Annotated in this window: 18 protein-coding genes; 10 read left to right on the top strand and 8 right to left on the bottom strand. The window is 70.0% G+C overall.

Annotated features, from left to right (window positions below):
• Positions 1 to 9: 9 nt before the first annotated feature.
• Both AB0M73_RS06480 and AB0M73_RS06475 read right to left on the bottom strand, forming a co-directional pair.
• Positions 10 to 1020: a LacI family DNA-binding transcriptional regulator gene (locus AB0M73_RS06480; protein ID WP_363887652.1), complete on the bottom strand. Its 1011-nt coding sequence runs from the start codon at positions 1018 to 1020 to the stop codon at positions 10 to 12.
• A 76-nt stretch (positions 1021 to 1096) separates the two neighbouring features.
• A complete protein-coding gene (locus AB0M73_RS06475) occupies positions 1097 to 2020 on the bottom strand; it encodes an NAD(P)-dependent oxidoreductase (RefSeq protein WP_363887649.1) in 924 nt (307 codons plus the stop codon).
• A gap of 135 nt (positions 2021 to 2155) precedes the next feature.
• Here AB0M73_RS06475 and AB0M73_RS06470 point away from each other — a divergent pair, with 135 nt between their 5' ends.
• Together AB0M73_RS06470 and AB0M73_RS06465 are read left to right on the top strand one after the other, a co-directional pair.
• Positions 2156 to 3250 carry an FAD-dependent oxidoreductase gene (locus AB0M73_RS06470; protein ID WP_363887646.1) on the top strand — a complete coding sequence of 365 codons (1095 nt, stop codon included), beginning with the start codon at positions 2156 to 2158 and terminating at the stop codon, positions 3248 to 3250.
• A 14-nt stretch (positions 3251 to 3264) separates the two neighbouring features.
• Entirely contained in the window at positions 3265 to 3756 is a 492-nt protein-coding gene (locus AB0M73_RS06465; protein ID WP_363887643.1) for a MarR family transcriptional regulator, read from the top strand.
• A 77-nt stretch (positions 3757 to 3833) separates the two neighbouring features.
• Here the strand turns inward: AB0M73_RS06465 and AB0M73_RS06460 are convergent, their stop codons facing one another.
• Genes AB0M73_RS06460 through AB0M73_RS06445 form a run of 4 tightly spaced genes read right to left on the bottom strand, consistent with a single transcriptional unit; the run spans position 3834 to position 7547 of the window.
• Positions 3834 to 4535 (bottom strand): flavodoxin family protein, encoded by a 702-nt coding sequence (locus AB0M73_RS06460; RefSeq protein WP_363887641.1) that lies wholly within the window; start codon positions 4533 to 4535, stop codon positions 3834 to 3836.
• 59 nt (positions 4536 to 4594) lie between these two features.
• Complete coding sequence (locus AB0M73_RS06455) at positions 4595 to 5803, bottom strand: ABC transporter permease (RefSeq protein WP_363887638.1); 1209 nt, start codon at positions 5801 to 5803, stop codon at positions 4595 to 4597.
• Positions 5800 to 6483, bottom strand: a complete 684-nt coding sequence (locus tag AB0M73_RS06450; protein ID WP_363887636.1) for an ABC transporter ATP-binding protein — start codon at positions 6481 to 6483, stop codon at positions 5800 to 5802. The genes AB0M73_RS06455 and AB0M73_RS06450 overlap by 4 nt, the downstream gene beginning before the upstream one ends.
• Positions 6480 to 7547, bottom strand: a complete 1068-nt coding sequence (locus AB0M73_RS06445) for a peptidoglycan-binding protein (protein ID WP_363887634.1) — start codon at positions 7545 to 7547, stop codon at positions 6480 to 6482. Before AB0M73_RS06445 ends, AB0M73_RS06450 begins: the two co-directional genes overlap by 4 nt.
• Before the next feature lie 78 nt (positions 7548 to 7625).
• Here AB0M73_RS06445 and AB0M73_RS06440 point away from each other — a divergent pair, with 78 nt between their 5' ends.
• The 8 genes from AB0M73_RS06440 to AB0M73_RS06405 all read left to right on the top strand — a co-directional run bounded on the left by AB0M73_RS06440 (position 7626) and on the right by AB0M73_RS06405 (position 17514).
• The gene (locus tag AB0M73_RS06440; protein ID WP_363887631.1) at positions 7626 to 8318 is read left to right on the top strand and encodes a response regulator transcription factor; all 693 of its coding nucleotides are present in this window, start codon (positions 7626 to 7628) and stop codon (positions 8316 to 8318) included.
• On the top strand, positions 8318 to 10048 hold the full coding sequence (locus tag AB0M73_RS06435) for a HAMP domain-containing sensor histidine kinase (RefSeq protein ID WP_363887629.1): 1731 nt from the start codon (positions 8318 to 8320) through the stop codon (positions 10046 to 10048). Before AB0M73_RS06440 ends, AB0M73_RS06435 begins: the two co-directional genes overlap by 1 nt.
• A 214-nt stretch (positions 10049 to 10262) precedes the next feature.
• On the top strand, positions 10263 to 11438 hold the full coding sequence (locus AB0M73_RS06430) for an FAD-dependent monooxygenase (RefSeq protein ID WP_363887627.1): 1176 nt from the start codon (positions 10263 to 10265) through the stop codon (positions 11436 to 11438).
• Positions 11435 to 13252 (top strand): DNA helicase RecQ, encoded by a 1818-nt coding sequence (recQ, locus tag AB0M73_RS06425; protein WP_363887624.1) that lies wholly within the window; start codon positions 11435 to 11437, stop codon positions 13250 to 13252. Before AB0M73_RS06430 ends, recQ begins: the two co-directional genes overlap by 4 nt.
• A gap of 404 nt (positions 13253 to 13656) precedes the next feature.
• On the top strand, positions 13657 to 16110 hold the full coding sequence (locus AB0M73_RS06420) for a nitrate- and nitrite sensing domain-containing protein (protein WP_363887621.1): 2454 nt from the start codon (positions 13657 to 13659) through the stop codon (positions 16108 to 16110).
• A 21-nt stretch (positions 16111 to 16131) separates the two neighbouring features.
• Positions 16132 to 16566, top strand: a complete 435-nt coding sequence (locus AB0M73_RS06415) for a roadblock/LC7 domain-containing protein (protein ID WP_363887618.1) — start codon at positions 16132 to 16134, stop codon at positions 16564 to 16566.
• Between the two features lie 2 nt (positions 16567 to 16568).
• On the top strand, positions 16569 to 16940 hold the full coding sequence (locus AB0M73_RS06410) for a DUF742 domain-containing protein (protein WP_043717401.1): 372 nt from the start codon (positions 16569 to 16571) through the stop codon (positions 16938 to 16940).
• Positions 16921 to 17514 (top strand): ATP/GTP-binding protein, encoded by a 594-nt coding sequence (locus tag AB0M73_RS06405; protein WP_363887615.1) that lies wholly within the window; start codon positions 16921 to 16923, stop codon positions 17512 to 17514. Before AB0M73_RS06410 ends, AB0M73_RS06405 begins: the two co-directional genes overlap by 20 nt.
• Before the next feature lie 77 nt (positions 17515 to 17591).
• Here AB0M73_RS06405 and AB0M73_RS06400 read toward each other — a convergent pair whose 3' ends face one another.
• On the bottom strand, positions 17592 to 22733 hold the full coding sequence (locus AB0M73_RS06400) for a type I polyketide synthase (protein WP_363887613.1): 5142 nt from the start codon (positions 22731 to 22733) through the stop codon (positions 17592 to 17594).
• A 749-nt stretch (positions 22734 to 23482) separates the two neighbouring features.
• A complete protein-coding gene (locus AB0M73_RS06395; protein WP_363887610.1) occupies positions 23483 to 24391 on the bottom strand; it encodes an RluA family pseudouridine synthase in 909 nt (302 codons plus the stop codon).
• Positions 24392 to 24422: the final 31 nt, after the last annotated feature.

Raw genomic sequence — 24422 nt, 5'->3', positions numbered from 1 at the left:
ACCGGTAACTCAGGTGTCTGAGAGCGGGACTCGCGCTACGGAGTTGCGTTCGATCAGTTCGACGGGGAGGACTAGGCGTTTGGGTGGGGAAGAAGGGGTGGCGATGCGCTCCAGGAGGAGGCGGGCGGCCTCGTAGCCGATGTCGTAGTGGGGGATGCGGACGGTGGTGAGGGCGGGGCGCTGCTTGTCGACGAAGGGCATGTCGTTGAAGCCGGTGACCGAGACATCCTCGGGACAGCGCAGGTCGAGCTCGGCCAGCGCCCCGTAACAGCCGAGGGCGATCATGTCGTTGCCGGCGACGATGGCGGTGGCGGAGGTGGCGGCCAGCAACTTGTGCGTGGCGTCGAAGCCGGCCTGCTCGCTGTAGGCGTCGCACACCTCGACGCCGGCCGGGGCAAGGCCGCGGGCGGCGAGACCGTCGAGGAAGGCCCGGCGGCGCTCGACGCCGGTGGAGGTGTCCTGGGGCCCGGCCAGGTGGGCGATCCTGGTGTGGCCTCGCGCGATCAGGAGGTTCACCAGCGCGTGCACGCCGGCGCTGCTGTCGGCGACGACGGAGGGGACGTCGCCGGCGTCGGTGCGGCGGTTGACCAGCACCACGGACACGTCGGGCCCCAGCGGCACACTGTCCCGCTTGCTGGTGGCGAGGATGAACCCGGCCAGCTGCTGCCCGCGCATGGTGGCCAGCAGGTCCCGCTCCCGCGCGGCGTCGCCGTCGGTGTTGCCGAGCAGCGCCAGGTAGCCGGCCTCCCGCAGCGCGTCCTCGACGCCCCGCACGATCGGCGGGAACACGGGATTGCGCAGGTCCGGGATGACCACGCCGACCACCGACGACGTGCGGGTCCGCAGGCTGCGCGCGGCCGAGTTGGGCGAGTAGCCCAGGGCACGGGCGGCCTCCACGATCCGGGCCGCCGTCCGCGGGCTCACCTTGTCCCGGGTCTGCGGGTTCAGCGCACGGCTCGCGGTCGCCGCGTGCACGCGGGCCATTTCGGCGACGTCCTTGATGGTCGCGGGCTTGTCCATCGCGTCAGCATATTGACCGCGCCAGCATCGTGAACCGCGCCAGCATCGTGAATGGAACTGTGGACGCGCCGCGAACTCACTCGTCCGGAGTCAACCCATCATCCACTGACACGTTCTCCGGTTCGAGCGCGAGGCCGGCCCGGCGGGCCTGCTCCAGTAGTAGCGTGGCGAAGTCCTGCTCGGTGTGGCCGGCGCCGATGGCCGAGGCGATCAGCTGGGCGGTGGCCGAGGCGATGGGCATCGGGGCCTCCAGGCTGCGCGCGGCGGCCAGGCCCAGATCGAAGTCCTTGCGCAGCAAGGGCATCGTGAACGTCGGCGTGAAGTCGAGGTTGACCAGCGCGGGAGACTTGTACCGGGTGAACGCCGAGCCCAGCACCGAGTCGTTGAGGAATTCGAGGAACGCCGCCCGGCTGACGCCGCCCTTCTCGGCCAGCACGGTGATCTCCGACAACGACTGGACGACGACACCGAGGAACACATTGTGAGCGATCTTCACCAGCCGGGCGACCTCGTCCTCGCCGACGTAGGTCACGCCCCGGCCGAGCGCGCGCAGCACCGGCTCGACCTCGTCGAACACCGCTCGCGGGCCCGACACGGCGAGGGTCAGTCGACCCGCCGCCACGACCTTGGGGTTGCCGCTGACCGGCGCGGCCAACAACTCCGAGCCCCGCTTGCGGGCGGCCACCCGGACGGCGGCCGACGCTTCCTCGGACACGGTGGACGAGTCGATCACCACGCGCGGCGCGACGTCGGGATCGGTGAACAGGCCGTGGTCGCCGGAGGTCACCTGCTCCAGGTCGGCCGAGGCCGCGACCATGGTGAACACGATGTCCCGACCGGCCAGGTCGACCGGCCGGTCGACCACCGTGACGCCGAGCGCCTCGGCCTTGGCCCTGGTCCGGTTGTAGACGGCGACGTCGTAGCCGGCGGCGCCGAGCCGCTTGACCATGGCGGCGCCCATCCGCCCCGCGCCGATCCAGCCGATGCTCGGTCGAGCCATGACACTCCCTGAGGGCACCTGCAAACGTTCACAGTGAACGATGCCCAAGGAGGGGTCGGGCGTCAACCATTCTACCCCCGCCGACTATTGCACTATGCAAGACTCGGGAAGACACAAGGGACAAACGGAGGGCCGATGCGGGTGCTCGTGTGCGGCGCCGGTGTGGCCGGGCTGACCACGGCGTGGTGGCTGGGCCGACACGGGTGGGACGTGCTGCTCGTCGACCGCGACGAACAGCCCCGCGACGCCGCGCACCTGCTGGACGTCGGCGGCGCCGGCTACGACGTGCTCGACCGCATGGGCCTGCTGCCCGCGTTGGGCTCGCTGCGCCGCAACATCCCGGCCATCGTCTACGTCGACCAGGACGGCGGCACGCTGGCCACCGTGAGCTACCTGGCCACCGCCACCATGCTGCACGGCCGGCTGCTGACGATCATGCGGGGCGACCTGGAAGCGGCGCTGACCGCCGCGCTGCCGCCCCGGGTGCAGGTCCGGCGCGGCGTCGAGATCGTCTCCGTCGAGGACAGCGACGGGCCCGTTCGGGTGACGTTGTCCGACGGCGGAGTGCTGGCCGTCGATGCGCTCATCGGCGCCGACGGACAGCACTCCGCCGTGCGGCGGATGGTGTTCGGACCGGATCGTCTGTACGTGCGGCCGCTCGGCCAGCAGTGTTCGACGTACCTGTTCCGCGACGACGACCTCGCTCAGCACCTCGGCCCGGATCTGAAGGTGCTCAGCCTCGCCGACCGACAGGCCGGGTTCAGCCGCACCGCCGACGGCCGGATCGCCGCGTTCCTCGTGCACCGCGGCGACCGCTCGCCGGCCGATCCCGTCGCCCAGGTACGCGCCCGCTGCACGGGCATGGGGTGGATCGTCGACCAGGCGTTGGAGCAGTGCCCGCCTTCGCTGCGCCACGTGCCGGTGTCCCAGGTCGAACTGGCCACTTGGCATGTGGGACGCACCGTGCTGGTCGGCGACGCCGCCTCGGCGGTGTCCGCGCTGGCCGGCCATGGGGCGTCACTGGCCCTGCTCGGCGCCTTCCGCCTGGCCGATTCCCTGGCGCGGTCCACCGATATCGGCACGGCCATGGCCTCGTACCAGCTCGGCCTGCTGCCGGCCGTGCGCCAGGTGCAGCGGGCCGGGCGGCGGGCGGCGGGCTGGGTCGCGCCGACGACACGCTGGCAGATCGCGATCCGGGACGCCGTGCCCGCACTGTCCGGCGGGGCCTGAGGCACACTGGTGTCATGCCGCGCACACCGGGTGAACTCGCCGAGTCCACCGACGTCGACGCCGTCACCGACGCGGTGCTGACGGCATCGAGGCTGCTGGTCGCCGTGTCCGCCCGGTCCATCGCCGCCGTGGACGAGGCGATCACCCTGGCCCAGTTCCGGCTGCTGGTCATCCTGAACTCGGTCGGGGCCACCAAGCACGCCGCGCTGGCCGAGCAGCTCGGCGTCAACCCGTCCACCGCCAGCCGCATGGTCGACCGCCTGGTCGCCGCCGGCATGGTCGTGCGGGAGACCAACCCGGCCTCACGCCGCGAGATCGTCATCGACCTGACCGCCGAGGGCCGCCGGGTGGTGCGCCAGGTGACCGCCCGCCGTCGCAAGGAGATCGCCCGCATCGTGGCCCGCATGCCCGAGTCCACCCGGGTCGGCCTGGTCGACGCCCTCTCCGCCTTCGCCGAGGCCGGCGGCGAGCCCGCCGTCACCACCCCCGACGCCGCCTGGTCCTAACCGCGAGTCCCGCTCTCCAGCACCCATGAAACCGGTACGACCCCCGCGAGTCCCGCCCAGCGTCACACCGAAACCCGCTAGCGGTACTCCGGGTTCTGGAAGTCGAACCGGGAGCCGGCGTCCCACTCGGAGCGCTGGTTGCCGTGGGCGGGAATGCCGCCGGCGTCGGAGAGCATCCGGGCCATGTGCATCAGGTTCCAGGTCATGAACGTGGTGTTGCGGTTGGTGAAATCGTTCTCGGGCCCGCCGGAGCCGGGGTCCAGATAGGACGGACCGGGGCCGGCCTCGCCGATCCAGCCGGCGTCGGCCTGCGGCGGCACGGTGTAGCCGAGGTGCTGGAGGCTGTACAGCACGTTCATGGCGCAGTGCTTGACGCCGTCCTCGTTGCCGGTGATCAGGCAGCCGCCGGCCCGGCCGTAGTAGGCGTACTGGCCGGCGTCGTTGAGCAGGTGGGAGCAGGCGTACAGGCGCTCGATGACCTTCTTCATCTCGGAGCTGTTGTCGCCCAGCCAGATCGGGCCGCAGAGCACGAGGATGTCGGCCGCCAGCACCTTCTCGTAGATCGCGGGCCAGGCGTCGGTGGCCCAGCCGTGCTCGGTCATGTCGGGCCACACCCCGACGGCGATGTCGTGGTCGATGGCCCGCAACACCTCGACGGTGACGCCGTTGCGGGCCATGATGCCGCTGCTGACGTCGATCAGCCCGTCGGTGTTGCTCAGCTCTGGGGACCGCTTGAGCGTGCAGTTGACGAACAGCGCGCGAAGGTCGTCGAAGGCCATGCCGACAGTCCAGCACGGGAACCCGGGATCCCGCACGGTCCGGTAATAACCCCCTAATGTCACGGTGCCGCGAGCGCCTGGGTGGGTGTGAGCCGGGCGGCCCGGACCGACGGGTAGATGCCGGCCAGCACCCCGATGAGCACGGCCCCGGCCAGCCCGCCGCCGAGCGCGGCGAAGGGAATGATCACCGGCCAGCCCTGGTATCCGGTGTACGCCACCGTGGCCACCACCCCGATCACCGTGCCGGCCAGCCCGCCGAGACCGGACAGCACGGCGGCCTCGGTGAGGAACTGCCCACGGATCTGGCCACGGGTGGCGCCGAGCGCCCGGCGCAGGCCGATCTCCCGCCGCCGCTCCAGCACGGAGATCACCATGGTGTTGGCCACGCCGACGCCGCCGACCAACAGGGCGACGCCGGCCAATCCCAGGAACAGGCCGGAGAAGGTGGTCTTCGTGTCCTGCTTGGCCGCCAACGCGTCGGACGGCCGCGACACCTGGACCAGACCGGGAGTCTGCGGGTACAGGGTGGGTGCGAGCACGGCCCGCACGTCCTGGATGGCATCCTCGTCGGCCTTCACGTAGACCACGGTCGGATGGCCGTCGAAGCCCAGAACCTGTTTCGCCGCACCCCATCCGACCAGCACAGCCCGTTCGAGGTCGGGATTGAGCGGCATGGGGTCGAGAATGCCGATCACCGTGAACCACTGCGTTCCGATGAACACCTGCGGCGGCTGCTGGTTGGGCACCAGGTCGGTGAAGCCGAGCCGGGACGCGGCAACGGATCCCAGCACCACGGTCGGGAAGTTGGCCGAGGCGTCGTCGAGGAACTTGCCGGCGTGCAGGGAACCGTTGACCGCTCCTAGTAGATTGGTGCTGCTGGCCAACACCGACAGCCCCGAGTCGGCGTTGGGGTCGATACGGTCGTTGCGATGCACGGTCTTGTGGGCGTTGGCCACCTGCGCGGCGGCGGTGACGGGGCCGATCCGTTTGACCATGCCCATCGCGTCCTCGGGCAGCAGCACGGGATCGCCCTGCGTCTGCTGGGGCTCGGCCCGCAACAGGTTGGTGCCCAAGGCAGTCAGCTGATCGAGCAGGGACTGCTGGCTGGAGGCCGGGATGCTGGTGACGATCACCATGGTGGCAATGCCGATGGAGATTCCCAGCGCCGACAGGACGGTTCGCATCTTGCGGCTGCCGACGCCGAGCAGCCCGAGCCGCAGCACATCGCCGAACGAGAGGCGAACGGGCTGGGTTTTCAACGCAGTCACACCAAACTCCCAGCACGCGTGTCGGCCACCAGCCGACCGTCCCGCATCTCGATCCGCCGGGGCAGACCGGCCGCGATGTCCCGGTCGTGCGTGATGACGGCGATCGTGGTGCCGTCACTGTTCAAACGCCGCAACAACTCCAGCACAGCCTGCCCGTTGGCGGTGTCCAGGGCGCCGGTCGGCTCGTCGGCCAGCACCAACGCCGGATTGTTGACCACGGCACGAGCGATGGCCACCCGCTGGCGTTCACCGCCGGACAGCTGCTGCGGCTGGTGGTCGACACGGTGCGACAACCCGACCCGGTCCAACGCCTCCAGGGCCAGGGCCCGCCGCTGCCGCCGGGGTACGCCGGCATACAACAGGCCGGTGGCGACGTTCTGCGTTGCGGACAGGCCGTCGGTGAGATGGAACTGCTGGAACACAAAGCCCAACCACCGGCCCCGCAGGGCGGACAGCCGCCGGTCGGACAGCGTCGTCACGTCCAGGCCGCCGAGGAACACCGAGCCCTCGGACGGGAGGTCGAGGGTGCCGATGATGTTGAGCATGGTCGACTTGCCCGAGCCCGAAGGTCCCACGATGGCAACGAGTTCGCCGGTCTCGATCTCCAGCGACACCGAGTCCAGCGCGGTCACGCCGGGGTAGCGCTTGCTGACGTCCCGCAGCTCCAGCACCGGAGTCACGACGTGGTCACCACTTTCAGCCCCTCGCTCAGGCCGGCGCCGCTGACCTCCACCATGCCCTGCGCGAACATCCCGGTCTGCACGGCGTGGTACTTGCCGTCCCCGGTCTGCACGGCATAGCCGCCCTCCCGCAAAGCCACGAGCGCCCCGACCGGAACGGCCAACACTGCCTTGTGGACCTCCGTCGCCACCTGAACCTGCACGGAGGCCGCGTCCAGATCGGCCACAGTGGACGGATCGTCCGGCGTGATCGTCACGGTCAGCTTCGGCGGTCCGGACGTCTGGTCCTTGCCGCCACCGTCCACAGTGGTGCCGATGGCCGTCACCTTGGCCGACACAGGCTTGGTGTCCGGGCGGATGATCGTTACCGCCGCGCCGGCCTTGATCTGCCCGACCTCGGTCGCCTCCACCGGCATGGTGACGACCTTCTGCGTCGACGTGACCGACAACAGATCGCCCGCCACCGAATCCCCCAGCTGCGCGGTCACGGCGTTCACCCGCATCGGGCCCTTCAACACCACGACCTGGCCAACATCAAGCGTCCCCGTGTCGTCCAGACCGACGCTCTTCTCCCACTTCTTCAGCGCGGCCGCAATGGCCGGCGTGAACGACGGATCCTTGGCCGGCACCGAACCGACGCTGTAGCCCAAGGCCTTGAGGTTCGCCGCCACCACGGCGACATCCGCGCCCTTCAACGTCGGACCGTCGAGCTTGCGGAACAACGGCGTGTCACCGAAGAACACCGGCACCGGCTTGTCGTTCACCCAGTACAACGCCTTGCCCTGCCCCGCGATGTCGCCGACCGCAGGCAACTTGGTCACCAGCCCCGTCCCCGCGCCCTTGACGGTCATCGGCGCCCCGTAGCCGAGCGTGCCGCCGAACGACTGCCCGTTGGACAGGTCCATCCGCTTCACCGCGACGGTCTGGGCCGACGCCGGCGTGGCCGTGGTCGTGGCCGACGAGCCGTGCCGGGCATCGATCAGAGCCACGCCCAGCACCGTGCCGACCACCACGGCCAGCACGGCGATCCCGATCACCGCCCGCCGGCGGGTGTCCGCAGTCATGCCGTCACCATCACGGACGGTTATGAGGAACTTGTCAGGATCCGGTGGCCCGCGCATGGCCGACCTATCATCGGTGCCATGTGCGCCCACATCGTGCTGGCCGAGGACGACGAGAAGCAGGCGGAGCTGGTCCGCCGCTATCTCGAGCGTGAGCGGCACACGGTTGTCGTGGTCGGCGACGGCCGGGCGGCCATCGACACGGTGCGGGCCAACCGGCCGGACCTGCTGGTGCTCGACGTGATGATGCCCAAAGTGGACGGTCTGGACGTGATCCGGGTGTTGCGGGCCGAATGCGACGTGCTGGTGCTGATGCTGACCGCCCGCTCCACCGAGGACGATCTGCTGCTGGGCCTGGACCTGGGCGCCGACGACTACATGACCAAGCCGTTCAGCCCCCGCGAGCTCGTCGCCCGCGTGCGGACCCTGCTCCGGCGGGTCCAGCGCACGCCGGAGCCGGACGACCTGCTGCGCGTCGGCACGCTCACCGTCGATCCCGGACGGCACGTGGTGACCAGCGACGGCCACCGCGTCGAGTGCACGCCCGGCGAGTTCCGGCTGCTGGAGACCCTGGCCGGACAACCGGATCGGGTGTTCACCCGGCAGCAGCTGCTGGCCCGGCTGCACGGCTTCGACCGCTACATCACCGATCGCACCATCGACGTGCACGTGATGAACCTGCGCAAGAAGATCGAGCCCGATCCACGCCGCCCGGTCCGCCTCGTCACGGTGTACGGCGTCGGCTACAAGCTCACCGGCGAGGAGAGGCCCTAGTGCTCGCCCGACTTCTGGCAGTGTCCATTGTGGTCGCTGCCTGCTCCATCGCGGCCACGGCCTGGCTGGCCATCCAGACCACCAGCGTGGCCATCCAGCAGGAGCAGGGCCAGGCCATCAGCTCCGGCAACCGCATCTACGAGGACCTCGTCGCCTACGCGGCCCGGCACCCGAGCTGGGACGGCGTCCGCACGGAGGTGTCGGTGCTGGCGCAGGAGACCGGCCGGCGGATCGTGCTCACCGACCAGAACCGACGGATCATCGTCGACTCCGAGCCCGGCGGCCATGCCCTGCCCGTCAGCGCGTCGGCCGGCGTCGACGCGCTGTCGGTCGACCAGAGCTTCGCGCCGGACCGGATCTCCCCGTCGGCGATCGGGCCGTACGCGCTGAGCCAGGACGACATCGCGTTCCTGAGCGGGCTGGCGCAGCGGGCGCTGGACTGCGTGCGGAATCGGGGCGCCGTCGGCACGATCACCGAGCTGCCCAGCGGCCGCCCGCGGATCCAGAGCCCCGACGCGGCCAACTGCGCGAAGACCCTCAACCAGCCCGTGAAGTCCGAGCAGGCCGCCCTGGAGCAGTTGGACGGCCTGGTCAACGAGTGCCTGTCCCGCCAGCACCTGCCGCCGGTCGCGGTGGACCTGGACTTCTCGTGGCAGGTCCAGACCGCGCAGGCCGCCCCGAGCGGGGTCGCGCCCGACCGCAACGACCAGCGGGTCCAGGACTGCGTCACCACCGGCCGGCACGAGCAGCTGACCCCGTTCGTGGCGCCGGCCGCCCTGTTGTTCGTGACCAGCCCCGGCGGCTCGGTCACGCCCAGCACCTTCGACCTGTCCGCCGGCAACAAGGTCCGCATCGGCCTGGCGGCCGGCGGCGTCCTGGCCGTCACGATCCTCATCACCGTGCTGGCCGGCCGCCGTTTCACCCGGCCGCTGCGGGCCCTGACCGCCGCCGCCCAGCGCATGCGTGACGGCGACGTCAACGCCTCGGTCCGGATCAGGCGGCGGGACGAGATCGGACGCCTGGCCGGGGCCTTCAACGACATGGCGGCCAGCCGCGCCCAGGTCGAGCGCCTGCGCACCGACCTGATCAGCGACATCGCCCACGAGCTGCGGACGCCGCTGAGCAACATCCGGGGCTGGCTGGAGGCGACCCAGGACGGCGTCAGCGAGCCCGACGAGGCCCTGATCGCGTCCTTGTTGGAGGAAGCCGTGCTGCTCCAACACATCATCGACGACCTTCAGGACCTGGCGCAGGCCGACGCCGGCACGCTGCGCCTGCATCGCGAGCCGGTGTCGCTGGCCGAGCTGACGGCCCAGGCCTGCGCCGCCCACCGCGCCCGCGCCGATGCCGCCGGCATCGAGCTGCGGGGCGACGGCGACGGCGAGATCAGCGCCGATCCCGTCCGGCTGCGGCAGGTCGTCGACAACCTGGTGACCAACGCGATCCGGCACACCGGCCCGGGCGGGGTGGTCCGCATCGAGGCTCGCCGCGAAAGCAAGCACGCCTTCGTAGCCGTCAGCGACACCGGATCCGGAATCGCTAGCGAGGATCTCCCCCACGTCTTCGACCGCTTCTGGCGGGCCGAGAAGTCCCGCAGCCGCCAGACGGGCGGCAGCGGACTCGGGCTGTCCATCGTCAAGAAGCTGGTCGAGGCCCACGGCGGCACGGTCGGCGTGGACAGCGTCGTCGTGGGCGAAGGCTCTCGGTTCTGGGTCAGGTTGCCGGGATGACGACGGGGCGACCACGCTGACGACGGCCAGTTCCTGTCATACCCGGCTCGTAGAATCAACCCGGCGCGGTCAGCGCATTTCCGCAGGTCCGGGCCCCGCTGACCGGGCCGCTCACCGCTCACCACGATCCTCGTCCGCCACGGTCAGCGCGCGATCAGTCAACGGTCAGCGCCGGACGCGACGGTATGACCACACACCGAACGAGGAGGCAGAAATGACGAAGATCCTGGTTTCCGGAGCGAGCATCGCCGGCCCGACCACCGCCTACTGGCTGCACCGCCACGGCTTCGAGGTCACCGTGGTCGAGCAGGCCCCCGCCCTGCGGGCCGGCGGCTCGGCCGTCGACTTCCGCGGCGAGCAGCTGGAGATCCTGCGCAAGATGGGCGTGCTGCCGCAGATCGAGGCTCTCAGCACCCAGATGGGAGACGTGACCATCGTCGATCGCGACGGCCGCTTCGAGGCCAAGGTGCCGGCCGCGGTGATGAGCGGCGAGGTCGAGATCCCCCGGGGCGACCTGAGCCGGGTGCTGTACGAACACACCAAGGACAAGGTGGAGTACGTCTTCGGCGACAGGATCACTTCGCTGACCGAGCACGCCGGCGGCGTCGACGTCACCTTCCAGAAGGGCGCCCCCCGCACGTTCGACCTGGTCATCGGCGCCGACGGCTCGCACTCTGGTGTGCGGTCGCTGGCCTTCGGCCCCGAGCAGGACTTCGCCACCGACCTCGGCTACTACGTCGCCTACTTCACCGTGCCCAACCACCTTGGCCTCGACCACGACGGCCAGATGTACTCGGAGCCCAACCTCGGCGTCATGGTCACCAGCCACCTCGACCAGGACACCATGGGCGTGGCCATGTACTTCGCCTCCGAGCCGCTGACCTACGACCGGCACGACGTCGAGCAGCAGAAGCGCATCCTGATCGACAGGTTCCGCGACGCCGGCTGGGAGGTCCCGACCATCCTCGACGGGCTGGCCAGGACCGACACGCTGTTCTTCGACTCGCTCACCCAGATCCGGCTTGACAAGTGGTCGAAGGGCCGTGTCGTGCTCGTCGGCGACGCGGCGTGGGCCGGCGGCCCGGGCAGCGGCGGCACCGGCCTCGGCATGATCGGCGGCTACGTGCTGGCCGGCGAGCTGGCCACGAAGTCCAGCTACAGCGCGGCTTTCGAGGCGTTCGAGGAGGTCATCCGGTCGACCGCGAAGATGGGCCAGAACCAGGCCAAGCAGTCCGGCGGCTTCTTCGCGCCGGGCAGCGACCGCAGCATCCGCAACCGCAAGTACGTGTACCGCGTGCTCAACACCAAGCCCATGACCGGTCTGCTGACCTGGCTGGTCAACCGCTCCGCCGACTCGCTCCAGCTGCCGGACTACACTCGGGCGGCGTGAGTGATCCGGCTCAGGTACTGCGCACCGTCTTCGGCTACGACTCGTTCCGCGGCGACCAACAGGACATCGTGGAGCACGTCGTGGCCGGCGGTGACGCGCTGGTGCTGATGCCCACCGGTGGTGGAAAGTCCCTGTGCTACCAGATCCCCGCGCTGGTCCGTGACGGCGTGGGGATCGTCGTCTCGCCCCTGATCGCCCTGATGCAGGACCAGGTGGACGCGCTCAACGCGCTGGGCGTGCGGGCCGGCTTCCTGAACTCCACTCAGGATCCGGGCGAGCGCCAGATGATGGAGGCGCTCTACGTCGCCGGCGAGCTCGACCTGCTCTACCTGGCGCCGGAGCGGCTGCGTATGGAGTCCACGCCGCGGCTGCTGGAGCGGGGCAAGATCGCGCTGTTCGCCATCGACGAGGCGCACTGCGTCTCCCAGTGGGGGCACGACTTCCGGCCGGACTACCTCCAGCTGTCCCACCTGCACGAGCGGTGGCCGGACATCCCGCGGATCGCGCTGACCGCCACCGCGACGGAGGCCACCCGCAAGGAGATCGCCAGCCGGCTCAACCTGGAGCAGGCCCGGCACTTCGTCTCCAGCTTCGACCGGCCCAACATCCAGTACCGGATCGTGCCGAAGAACGAGCCCAAGCGGCAGCTGCTGGAGCTGCTGCGCACTGAGCACCAGGGCGACGCCGGCATCGTCTACTGCCTGTCCCGGTCCTCTGTGGACAAAACCGCGGAGTGGTTGACGGAGCAAGGAATCGCGGCGCTGCCGTACCACGCGGGGCTGGACGCGAGGACCCGCGCCGAGAACCAGTCCCGGTTCCTGCGCGAGGACGGCCGGGTCATGGTCGCGACCATCGCGTTCGGCATGGGCATCGACAAGCCGGACGTGCGCTTCGTGGCCCACCTGGACCTGCCGAAGTCGGTCGAGGGCTACTACCAGGAGACCGGCCGTGCCGGCCGCGACGGCCTGCCGTCCACGGCGTGGCTGGCCTACGGACTTCAGGACGTGATCCAGCAGCGCAAGATGATCGACACCTCCGAGGGCGACGACACGCACCGGCGACGGCTCGGCCAGCACCTGGACGCGATGCTGGCGCTGTGCGAGTCGGTGGAGTGCCGGCGCGGCGGTCTGCTGGCCTACTTCGGCGAGACGCTGACCGAGCGCTGCGGCAACTGCGACACCTGCCTGACGCCGCCGGAGTCGTGGGACGGAACCGTTGCCGCGCAGAAGTTCCTGTCGGCGGTGTTCCGGCTGGACAAGGAGCGGCGGCAGCGCTTCGGCGCCGGGCAGGTGATCGACATCCTGCTGGGCCGCAAGACGGCCAAGGTCATCCAGCACGACCACGACGGCCTGACGGTGTTCGGCATCGGCGCCGAGCTCAACGAGTCGGAGTGGCGCGGCGTCACCCGGCAGCTGCTGGCCCAGGGGCTGCTGGCGGTGGAGGGCGACTACGGGACGCTGTCGCTGACCGAGGCCAGCGGGGACGTGCTCGGGCGCAAGCGCGAGGTCCGGCTGCGCCGGGAGAACGCCGCCAAGCCGCCCAAGGCCGCCCGAACCGCCAAAGCGGCGGCGGCCGCCGCGGAATTGCCGGCCGAGGCCGCGCCGATCTTCGAACAATTGCGTTCGTGGCGCGCTGCAACCGCGCGTGAGCAGGGAGTGCCCGCCTATGTGATCTTCCATGACGCTACGCTGCGTCAGATCGCGACTCAGGCCCCGAGCTCGCTGGCGGAACTGGGCACGGTGAGCGGTGTCGGCGAGAACAAGCTGGCGAAGTACGGCCAGGCCATTCTCGACACTCTCGCGGCGGGCGTATAGCGGCTGCGAACGATGGCTGTCAACCAGAACAAGCCACCTTTCCCTTTACCCATGTTGATCTTTGCCCGAACACCGCCGAAGGAGTGAACCGGCGGAGCGGTGGAGTGCAGTTCTTGCCGGAATGCGATAGCGCGACCCAACCCGGAGCGACCGTTCGGCGCAAGGTGCTGTACGTTCATCGCAGTAGCCAGCGAATGCCCTGTTGGGCGTCCGGAGGCCCATTGGGCGGCGTTCGCGGATCTGCTAAGTTTCTCGGCCGCGGGAAGATCAACAGCAAGCGTGCGATCGTCCCGCGCCCGCGAGTCGAAGGCTTATGCACCAGGTAGGAACAGCTGTCGTAGAACCGGACCAGTCGAAGCCGACAGAGACCACCTGCACGTCCACGGGGTCGGTCATGGAGCGCCGTGAAGAACAAGAGTGTTTCCAGCAAAGACGACAAGTCGATCCGGTCACGACTTGTCGGCGCGGTATTGATCCCCAGCATCACGCTGATCGTGCTATGGACGGCCGGCGCGGCCTACCTGGTGTTCGACGCATTCTACGTGAAAGCCGTCGTCTCCAGCGTGCGCGACATCTCCATTCCCGCCGTGACGGGCCTGGTCTCGGCCGAGAAAGAGCGCCAGCTCGGCATGGCCTATCTGGGCAAACCGGCCACCGGCACGGCCGAGCTGCACAACCAACAGCAGCAGACCGACCAGTCCTTCGCGGCGATGCGGACGGCATCCGAGGCCGTGCTCGCGAGCGCGCCGGTCGAGGTCGTGCAGAGCGCGCAGAAGCTCTACGCGAGCATCGACCAGCTACCCAAGATCCGTGCACAGATCGACACGAAGAGTATCGACAAGGCTGAGGTCTATACCTTTTACAACACGCTCCTGGACAACGCGTCGAGCCTGTTCGACACCCAGGGCCGCATTCTTCCGGTGGTGACCGTCGCGCTGGACGGCGCGACCACCACCGAGGTCTTCCGGGCCACCGACCAGATGTCCCGCGGCGCGGCCCTGGTCGCGGCCGGCTTCGCGACGAACTCGCTGACCCCCGAGGACTTCCGGGCCTTCACCAACCTGGTCGGCACCTACCACTCCGAGCTGGACAAGTCGGTGCCGTTCCTGCGGCCCGACATCCGCGGCAAGTTCCAGGCGCTGTTCGACGGCGACGCCTACAAGCAGCTGGTGGCGGCCGAGAACGCCCTGATCGAGCACGGCGTGTGGACAAAGGGCGCGACCGGCGTGCCGATCGGCGAGACCAGCTGGAACACGCTGTCCACCCAGGTCCTGGACCAGCTCACCGAGCTGACCATCTCCAACGCCAACGAGGTCTCCACCCAGGCCATCGACGACGCCAACCAGCAGTTGACGCTGGTGGTCATCGGCTCCATCGTCGCCCTGATCGCGGCCATCGGCGCCATCGTGGCCGCGGTCCGGGTGTCCCGGACCCTGGTCGACCGGACCCTGGTCACCCGCCTGGCCCGGCTGCGGGAGGAGGCGCTGCAGCTGGCCCAGCACCGGCTGCCCGACATCGTGCGGCGGCTGCGCGAGGGCCAGACCGTGAACGTGCGGGCCGAGCTGCCCGACCTGGACTACGGCCGGGACGAGATCGGCCAGGTGGCCGACGCGTTCAACGCCGCCCAGTACACCGCCGTCACCGCGGCCGTCACCGAGGCGCAGGCCCGCGACGGTGTGCACAACGTGTTCCTCAGCATCGCCCACCGCAACCAAGGGCTGGTCCACCGCCAGCTGAAGATCCTGGACACCATGGAACGTGGCGAGGAGAACCCGCAGCAGCTGGAGCGGCTCTTCCAGCTCGACCACCTGGCCACCCGGGCCCGGCGCAACGCGGAGAACCTGATCATCCTGGGCGGCGAGCTGCCCGGCCGGCGCTGGCGCAAGCCGGTCAAGCTGGTCGACGTGCTGCGGGCCGCCGTGTCGGAGACCGAGCTGTACCACCGGGTCCAGGTCGAGCGCGGCCCGGACGTCTCGGTCGTCGGCTCGGCCGTCGCCGACACCATCCACCTGATCGCCGAGCTGGTCGACAACGCCACCTCGTTCTCCCCGCCCCGCTCCCAGGTGCTGGTCAGCAGCACCCTGGTGGCCCGCGGCGCCGTGGTCGAGGTCGAGGACCAGGGCCTGGGCATGAGCGAGGAGGACCGGGACCGGGCCAACCGGATGATGGCCGAGTCCCCCGAGTTCGACGCCATGGCGCTCAAGAGCGACTCCCGCCTCGGCCTGTTCGTGATCGCGCGGCTGGCCAACCGGCTGGAGATCAACGTGGAGTTCCGGGTCTCGCCCTACGGCGGCACCCGGGCCATCGTGCTGCTGCCGTCGTCCGTGCTGGCCAGCGGCGGACCTGTCGACCGCGGCCCGGAGACGGTGCAGCTCACCCACCAGCAGCAGGTGGCCGCCGCCGAGTCCGGGGTGGCCGCCGTCGAGTCGGACAGCTCGGAGCTCGACGAGTTCTGGGCACTGAGCCGTTCGCGTCTTGCGGACAAGGTTCAGACCACCGAGAGTCTTCACGGTGCACTGGACCCCATCCCGCCCGGCGCCGACATCGCCGAGCGACTCACGCCCAGCGGCGACTCCTACTCGCTGCCGGTCCCGACCGGCGTGACCCGCTGGCCCGAAGCGGAGGACGTGGACGAGGCCCCGCCGCCCGTCGTGCCCACGATCCGACCGACGCTGCCCCAGCGGCAGCCCCAGAACAGCCTGGCGCCGCAGCTGCGCGGCGATCTCGACGACGAGCCCGAGCTGGAGATGGACGACGACATCCGGTCGCCGGAGGAGATCCGGCACACCATGTCGGCGTACCAGGCGGGTTCGCTGAAAGGCCGTCAAGCGGGCGAGTACCCGGACTCTCGAGCGTAGGAACAGGGAAGTCAGGACCTGATGAACGACAAGGCGCATTCGGAAACGGATCTGAACTGGCTGCTGGACAACCTGGTCGAGCGGGTGGTGGACGCCAGGCACGCCGTCGTGCTCTCGGCCGACGGCCTGCTCATCGGCAAGTCCGACGGGCTGTCCAGGGACGACTCCGACCAGCTGTCCGCGATGGCCTCGGCCTTCCAGAGTCTGGCCAGAGGCGCCGGCCGGCACTTCGGGGGCGGCCAGGTCCGCCAGACCATCGTCGAGATGGAGCACGCCTTCCTCTTCGTGACCGCGGCCGGCCGGGGCGCGTGCCTCGCCGTGCTCGCGGTGGAGAGCGCCGATGTCGGGCTGATCGCGTACGAGATGAACCTGCTGGTCAAGCAGGTCGGCGTGTACCTCAGCTCGGCGCCGCGCAATCCGGAGGCGGCGACGGCTGAGAGTGGGCAGAGGGCGTAGCGATGGCCGACAACGACGCCGAGTGGTTCGACGAGGCAGCGGGCCCGCTGGTCCGCCCGTACGCGATGACGGGCGGCCGGACGCGGCCGGGAGCATCGTGGCTGGACGTGGCCACGCAGGTGGTGACCGTGCCGTCCACCGTCGAGCGGGTGGGCATCGGCCCCGAGCAGCACGCGATCCTGGAGATGTGCCACCGGGCACTGTCGGTGGCCGAGATCGCCCACTACGTCAACGTCCCCCTGGTTGTGGTCAAGGTGCTGATCAGCGACCTGATCGACCGGGGTGACGTTGTTGTCCGTCCTCCCGCCCAGGCGCTGCGCGCGCCGGGCCGGGAACTACTTCAGGCGGTTCTCGATGGTGTCCGTGCACTCTAACCAGTCATCGACTGTGGTCCCCGAGTCGGTGAAGATCCTGGTGGCCGGTGGCTTCGGCGTCGGCAAGACCACCCTGGTGGCGTCGGTCAGCGAGATCCCGCCGCTGAGCACCGAGGAGCTGCTGACCGAGGCCAGCACCGGGGTGGACGACCTCGCCGGCATCGAGGGCAAGACCACCACCACCGTGGCCCTGGACTTCGGCCGCATCACCATCAGCCCCCGGCTGGTGCTCTACCTGTTCGGCACGCCCGGCCAGGACCGCTTCTGGTTCATGTGGGACGAGCTGGCCCGCGGCGCCATCGGGGCCATCGTGCTGATCGACACCCGCCGCCTGGACACCAGCTTCGCCGCCATCGACTTCTTCGAACGCCGCGAGGTGCCCTTCATCGTGGCCGTGAACAACTTCGACGGCTCCCACCACTACGAGCCCGAGGAGATCCGCTCCGCCCTGGCCATCAAGGAGGGCGTGCCGATCGTCAACGCCGACGCCCGGCAGCGCGACTCCAGCAAGCTGGCCCTGATCAAGCTGATCGAGCACGCCATGACCAAGATCCCCGAGGGCGCGCCCGCGTAGTCGGGGGATGTGGTGCAGGGGGCGGGCCGCCACCAAGTCCGCCCTCACACCGCTGTGTGCAACCAACTCCGCCCTTGCTACACCGGATCGGGATGCAGCTGCCCGACGCCCAACAGCCCCGCCACGAACTCCGCTATCCGCGCCACCGACGGGTAGGTCCACAGCAGCGTGGCCGGCAGGTTGACGGGCAGCTTCTTCTGGAGCTTGCCGCGGATGGTGATGCTCATGACCGAGTCGATGCCCATCTCGGTGAGCGGGCGGCGGGCGTCCATCTCGGCGACGGGCAGGCGCAGCTCGTTGGCGACGACCGTCAGGACCAGGTCGGACAGGCGGTCGAGGGTGAGCTCGTCCATCTGCTCGGCCGGCTCGGCCGAGGGCTCGTCGGCGGCCAGGTCGCCGAAGACCGGCAGCCGTCGCTCCCCTGCGGCCATGGCGGTCAAGGGTAGGACCGCCAAATAGGGGGAACTGAACCGTTCGGCCCATTCCCAGCACCGGAAAGCGTCCACAGTGGACAGATCGGTGGTGCCCTGGGCGGCCATGACGGCGGCGAGGGCCTCGACGGCGTCGGCGGCCATGCCCCGACCGCGCCAGGCGGTCCAGGCCAGGCTCTGGGTGTTGTCGCCACGGTGGGCGGCCAGCACGTCGAGCACGCTGTTGGCCGAGGCGTAGCTGATCTGCCCGGGCACCTGGAAGACCTGCCCGCACGAGGAGAACAGCACCAGGAAGTCCAGGGAGCCGGGCGGGAACAGCTCGTGCAGCACGAGCGCGCCGGAGACCTTGGGCCGCAACACCTTGCTCAGGCTGTTGCGGTCGACCTGGGAGATCAGCTGGTCGTGCAGGACGCCGGCGGCGTGCACGACACCGCGGATCGGCGGCAGCTCCAGAGAATCGAGCACCTTGGCCGTCTTGGCTGCGTCGGCGATGTCCAGCGCCACGGGATGGACTGTCACGCCGAGGGATTCCAGCGCGCCGATGGCGTCCAGTCGCCGTCGGACGATCGGATCGGTGACGTGGGGCCAGTCCCGGCGGGGCGGCAGCGGGGTGCGGCCGGCCAGCACCAGCCGGCGGGCGCCGCGGCCGACCAGCCAGGCGGCGACCTCCAGGCCGAGATCGCCGAGCCCGCCGGTGACGAGATACGTGGCGTCGGCCCGGAGTTCGACGGGGGTTCGGTCGGGCGCCCGGTCAACCGCGGCCAAGCGAGCGACCTCGACCTCACCGGCGTCGAGCGACAGGATGTCGTCGCGCGGGGCAGCGCGCAGCAGCCCCAGCAGGCCCTCGATGCCGTTGGTCAGATCGATGGTGCCGCCCCAGAACTCGGGGTGCTCGTTGGCGGTGACGCGGCCGGCGCCCCACAACGGCGCATGCGCGACCGCCGAGGCCTCAACGGCGTCGCGCACGCCTCGGGTCAGGCACCACAGCCGAGGCTCGACCGCCGCACCCAAACCGTTGAGCCGCTGGACGGTTCGCGTGTAGCGCCACGCAGTGGTGGCGACCGCATCAGCCAACGAGTCGCCCGGGAGCGCCGGCGCGAACAACACGACGCTCTGCACGTCGAAGTCGCCGCGAAGGTCGGCCAGCTCCTCGGGTTCCCGCACGTGCACGCAGCGCAGGCCGCCGACGACGAACTGGGACGAGATCTCGCGGACGAACTCGTTGTCGTCACTGATGATCACGGCCAGGCGAGGGTCGGCCATGCGGTGCGTCGGCTCCGGATCGGGCAGCGGACGCCAGGCGAGCTCGTGCACCAACCGCCGAGGGTCCGTCACGCCGCCGTCAACGGAATCCAGCAGCCCGAAGCGAACTCCGTGCACGACTGCCACCGGCGTGCCGTCGGCGTCCGCCACCCAGACGTCGACGGAGTCGAGCGGTGAATCCGGGTTGGTCCGCGCCGACACCTGGATCTCGTTGGGCGGCAAGGCATCGGCCACCGACAGCAGCTCGATGTGCGCCGGCATTCGTTGCACGGCACGGTCCGGCAGCACCAACGGCGTCAGCGTGACCGCCGCGTCGAGGGCGTGGGCCCACGACAGCGGCCCGTCGCCCATGGTCATGCGGGCGAACATCTCGCCGTCGCCGCTGCGCAGTTCCGTGGCCTGCCAGTCGAAACCGAGGCCGTCGGCGCCCATCTCCGCCATCAGCTCCGGCACGGCCGTGCCGTCCATCACGGTCGCGCACCGCGCCCGCGACGCCCCGAAGTCCGGGAAGTCGTTACCCTCCAGCGGGTTGTGCGAGGCGACGGCCGTGGTGTGGGTCAGCCAGCTGTCGTCGTCCTCACCGTGCGGGCGGCTGGCCAGGGTCAGCACGCCGCCCTGCCGGATCACCTGCACGTCCCGGCTCGGCTCCACCGCCAGCGGAACCCGCAGGTTCACGTCCGTGAGGCCGGTGAGCTCGCCGGTGGCCAGGAAGCTGTTGAGCAGCACCGCCGCCGGCACGATCTCCACACCGTGCACGGGATGCTCACCCGGGTACGGCCGGCTGTCTTCGTCCAAGGTGGTCTGCCACATCCGCGTCGGGCTGCCGCCGCCGATGGTGACCATGGCGCCCAACAGGGTGTGGCTGTCGGGGTCGTGGCCGGCGTCGGCCGTGCGGGCCTTGCCGCTGTGCCAGTACGGCCGGTGCTGCCAGGCGATCGTCGGCAGGTCGACCAGGGCCAGGTCGGGGTGCACCCGGCTCCAGTCGACGGACACGCCCCGGCAGTGCAGCGCCGCCAGGGCGGTCAGGAACTGCTTCGGCTCAGGTTCGTTGCGCCGCAACGTGCCGATGATGGCGCCCTCGCCGGCCAGCATCTCGCCGACGGAGTGCACGACCAGCGGGTGCGGGGACACTTCGAGGAACAGCCGGTGCCCGTCCTCGATCGCCGCCTCCACGGCCGCGGTGAACCGGCACATCTCGTACATGTTGACCGCCCAGAACCGGGCGTCCCTCGACGCCTCGGCCCGCGGGTCGGCGAGCGTCGTGTTGTAGGCCGGCAGGGTCTGCGGCCGGGCCTCGATGTCGGACAGCGCGGCGATCACGTCGTCGCCCAACGGCTTCAGGTGGTGGCTGTGGTAGGCGACCGGTGTGTTGATGCGGAACGCCTTGGTCCCCTCGGCCTCGCACTCGGCGATCAGCGCGACGACCGAGTCGATGTCCCCGGAGACCACAGTGGACGTCGGCGAGGAGGTGATGGCCGCGGCCAGGTCGCCGCGGCCGGCGAGCCGCGTGACGACCGTGTCGAAGTCCAGGTACACCAACGCCATCGCGCCCTGCCCCTCGACGCGGCGCATGATCATCGCCCGCCGGCACACGCTGCGAGCCGCGTCGGAGAGTGTGAGCGCTCCCGATACGACGGCGGCGGCGTACTCACCGAGGGACTGGCCGAGGACCGCGGCCGGGACGACGCCGTAGGAACGCCACAGCGCGGCCAGGGCGACCTGCATGGCGAACGTCGCCGCCTGCATGTGGTCGACGTGCTCCTGATCGTCGCTGACGAGCAGGGCGTGCGCCCCGACGCCCAGCTCCTCGAAGAAGATCGGGTCCAGCTCGTCGATCACGGCGGCGAAAACCGGTTCGGCGGCGGCAAGTTCTCGGCCCATACCGACCCAATGCCCGCCGTAGCCGGAGAACACCCACACCGGCGCGGGATTTTCCATGGTCTCGGCCGAAACCAGGCCCGGCGCGGGGTCCCCGGCGGCCAGGGCCCGCAGTCCGGAAAGGATGGTGTCACGGCCGCCCACGACGGCGGCGCGGCTGGACAGGTGGGCTCGCCGCCGGGCCAGCGTGGCGGCGACGGCGGAGAAGTCCTTGTCGGGGTTGGACTCCAGCCAGTCGGCCAGGTTCGCCGCGTTGGACCGCAAGGCCGCCTCGGTGCGAGCCGACAACGGCAGCGCGGTCTCGAAGACGCCGTTCCCGACCGGAACCGCGATCTCCGGGGCCTGCTCGACGACGATGTGCGAGATGGCGCCGCCGTAGCCGTAGCAGGACACGCCGGCCCGGCGCAGGCCGTTGTGCGGCCACGGGGTCGGCTCGGTGACCAGCCGGAGTCCGTTGTCCTCCCAGGGAATCTCCGGGTTGGGCGTGGTGACGCCGACGCTGGGCGGGATCTCGCCGTGGTGCACGGCCAGCACGGTCTTGATCAGGCCGGCGATGCCGGAGGCCGCCTCCAGGTGCCCGATGTTCGGCTTCACGGAGCCGATCAGGCACGGCTGCCCCGCCGGCCGTCCACGCCCGACCACATCGGCCAGCGCGGCGGCCTCGATCGGGTCGCCGACCGGCGTGCCGGTGCCGTGGGCCTCCACGTAGTCGACGGCCTCGGGCAGGATGCCGGCGAGCTCGTAGGCGTCGGACAGCATGGCCGACTGGCGGTCGGTGCTCGGGACCATGATCGCCTGGGTGCGGCCCTCGTGCCGGGAGACGCTGGCCCTGATCACCGCGAGCACCCGGTCGCCGGCCGCGAGGGCGTCGTCGAGGCGCTTGAGCACCACCGCGCCCGCGCCCTCGCCGCGCCCGTAGCCGTTGGCGTCGGCCGAGAACGACTTGGAGCGCCCGTCCGGGGAGGTCGCGCCCATCTCGTCCAGTGCGACGAAGCCGTGCGGGGTCGGCAGCACGCTGACGCCGCCCACGATCGCCGCCGAGATGCGGCCGGCGGCCAGCCGCTCACAGGCGAGATCCACGGCCGTCAGCGAAGAGGCGCAGGCCGTGTCGACCGCGAGGCTCTCGCCGAACAGGTTGAGGAAGTACGACACGCGGTTGGCCACCGCGTAGTAGGTGCTGCCCATGCCGGCCCACGGCTCGACGTCGGTCATGTCCTCCAGCGTGCGCCGGCCGTATTCGGCGAACGTCACGCCGGCATAGACACCGGTGTTGGTTCCGCCGAGCGAAAGGGGGTCGATACCGGCGTGTTCGAGGGCCTCCCACACCACTTCCAGAAACAGCCGCTGCTGCGGATCGGTCACCTCGGCCTCACGCGGGGAAATGCCGAAGAAATTGGCGTCGAATCCGTCCAGGTCGTTGAGGTAGGCGGCGCGCGTCGATGCCTTGCGTAAGGCGGCCGCCAATTGCGGGTTGCCCTCGACATACGGCTGGAGCCGTTTCTCCGGCATCGCGGAGACGGCATTGCCGCCACCCATGACGAACGACCAGAAATCCGCGACCGAGTGCAGATCGGGAGCGAACCTGCACCCGAGTCCGACGACGGCCACCGGAATGAACTCATGCCGCGGCTGACGGGTCGCGCCCACCGGCACCTCCTGCTCGAGCCCCACTTCGATGTCAAACGACGCGCAAAAACAAGCCTCCCGTGCGAACCACGGTGGCCTCGTGACGAAGTAGACCGGCGACCAGCACCGACCACGGCAGACCGTCTACAGTGGTCGGTCACACGTGCGCTCAGACGCTATATGACGACGCCGACGGCCCCATACCGCCCACCCGGTGATTCAGCATTCAACCGCGATGACGCAGCGCTGTCGCCCAATGAAATGACAACGTTGTCAGCCCGGAACGGGCGACCGGTGCGAACCTATTTTCGATAGGTGCGTGCACAGGTCTCGCGTCGAACTCGTCGAAGCCGTCGCCAACGCGGCCCCTCTCTCCCGGCTGTGGCGTATCGGACATCGGAAGACATTACCCGGACGACAAGACCGAGTGAAACGAGTGACGATAACGCCACATCACCGCTTCGGCGGTGACGCACGGGACCTGCGATGATCACCGAGCGCCACCGGGACAGGCGGGCGACCAGCGGCGACCACCCAGGTGGCCGGGATGCGGCCCGCGGTGCGGGCGGCATCGGGCCTGCCGCGGCGGCGGGTGGCCATCGGTCCGTCCCTGGCACACCCGGGGCGAGGAGGGCGCCGCCACGCTCCCACCGAGTCCCGACCACACGGAACGCCGGCGTCCCGAAAGGCCCGAATACCGGACGCGCGTTATGCAGGCCGCCGAATACCGACACGCGCCGGTATCGTTGAATGGGCAATCGAATCGACGGTCAGGACCAGGCCGACAGGCGCAGCCGGCTCTCGAAGCGACGGTGCTCTCCGGACAGCGGATCCCGGAACTCCAACGTCTTGGCCAGCAGCTGGAGCGGATTCGTGAAGTCGTCCAACGGCTTCTCGGTGAGCACCGGGTAGAAGTCGTCGTTCAGGATCGGAACACCGAGCCCGGCCATGTGCAGGCGGAGCTGGTGAGTGCGGCCGGTGCGCGGGGAAAGCCGGTACCGACCGAGGCCGCCACGATGTTCGACAAGGTCCACAACGGTCTCCGCATTGGACTCGCCGGGCACCTCCTGGGCGACGATAACGCCCTTCTCCTTGACAATCCGGCTGTGGACGGTCGTCGGCAGGACCACATCGGGGTCGTAGCCGGCGATCGCCTCGTATTCCTTGTGCACCAACCGATCCCGGAACAACGTCTGGTACCGGCCGCGAACCTGAGGTGTGATCACGAACATCACCAGGCCGGCCGTGACCCGGTCCAAACGGTGTGCCGGCACCAGATCCGGCAGATCCAGCTCCCGCCGCAGCCGCACCAGCGCCGTCTCGGCGATGTGCTGTCCACGGGGGATCGTGGCCAGGAAGTGGGGTTTGTCCACCACGAGCAGATCCTCGTCGCGGTGCACGATGCCGATCTCGAACGGCACCGGCGTCTCCACCGGCAGGTCCCGGTGGAACCAGATCACCCCGTCCGGAACGAACGGCGCGTCCGGGCCCAGCGGCCCGTCAAGGTCGACGATCCGGCGCTCCCGCAGCATCTCGTCGATGCGCTCGGGATCCACCCGCGGCAGCCGGAACACCAGGTGCTCACGCAGGGTCCGCCACGGCCCCTCGGCCGGCATCCGCATGCGCACCGGATCGAGGCCGAGGCGCTGGGGCAGCGGGGGCTTGGCGCGACGTCTCATCTCGCCATCCACCCTACGTCACCCCGTTACG

The sequence above is a fragment of the Kutzneria sp. NPDC051319 genome, assembly GCF_040682195.1.
In the GTDB taxonomy this organism is placed as follows: Bacteria; Actinomycetota; Actinomycetes; order Mycobacteriales; family Pseudonocardiaceae; genus Kutzneria.
The sequence above is the reverse complement of the archived record's forward strand: the minus strand, read 5'-3'. Positions and strand labels throughout refer to the sequence as shown.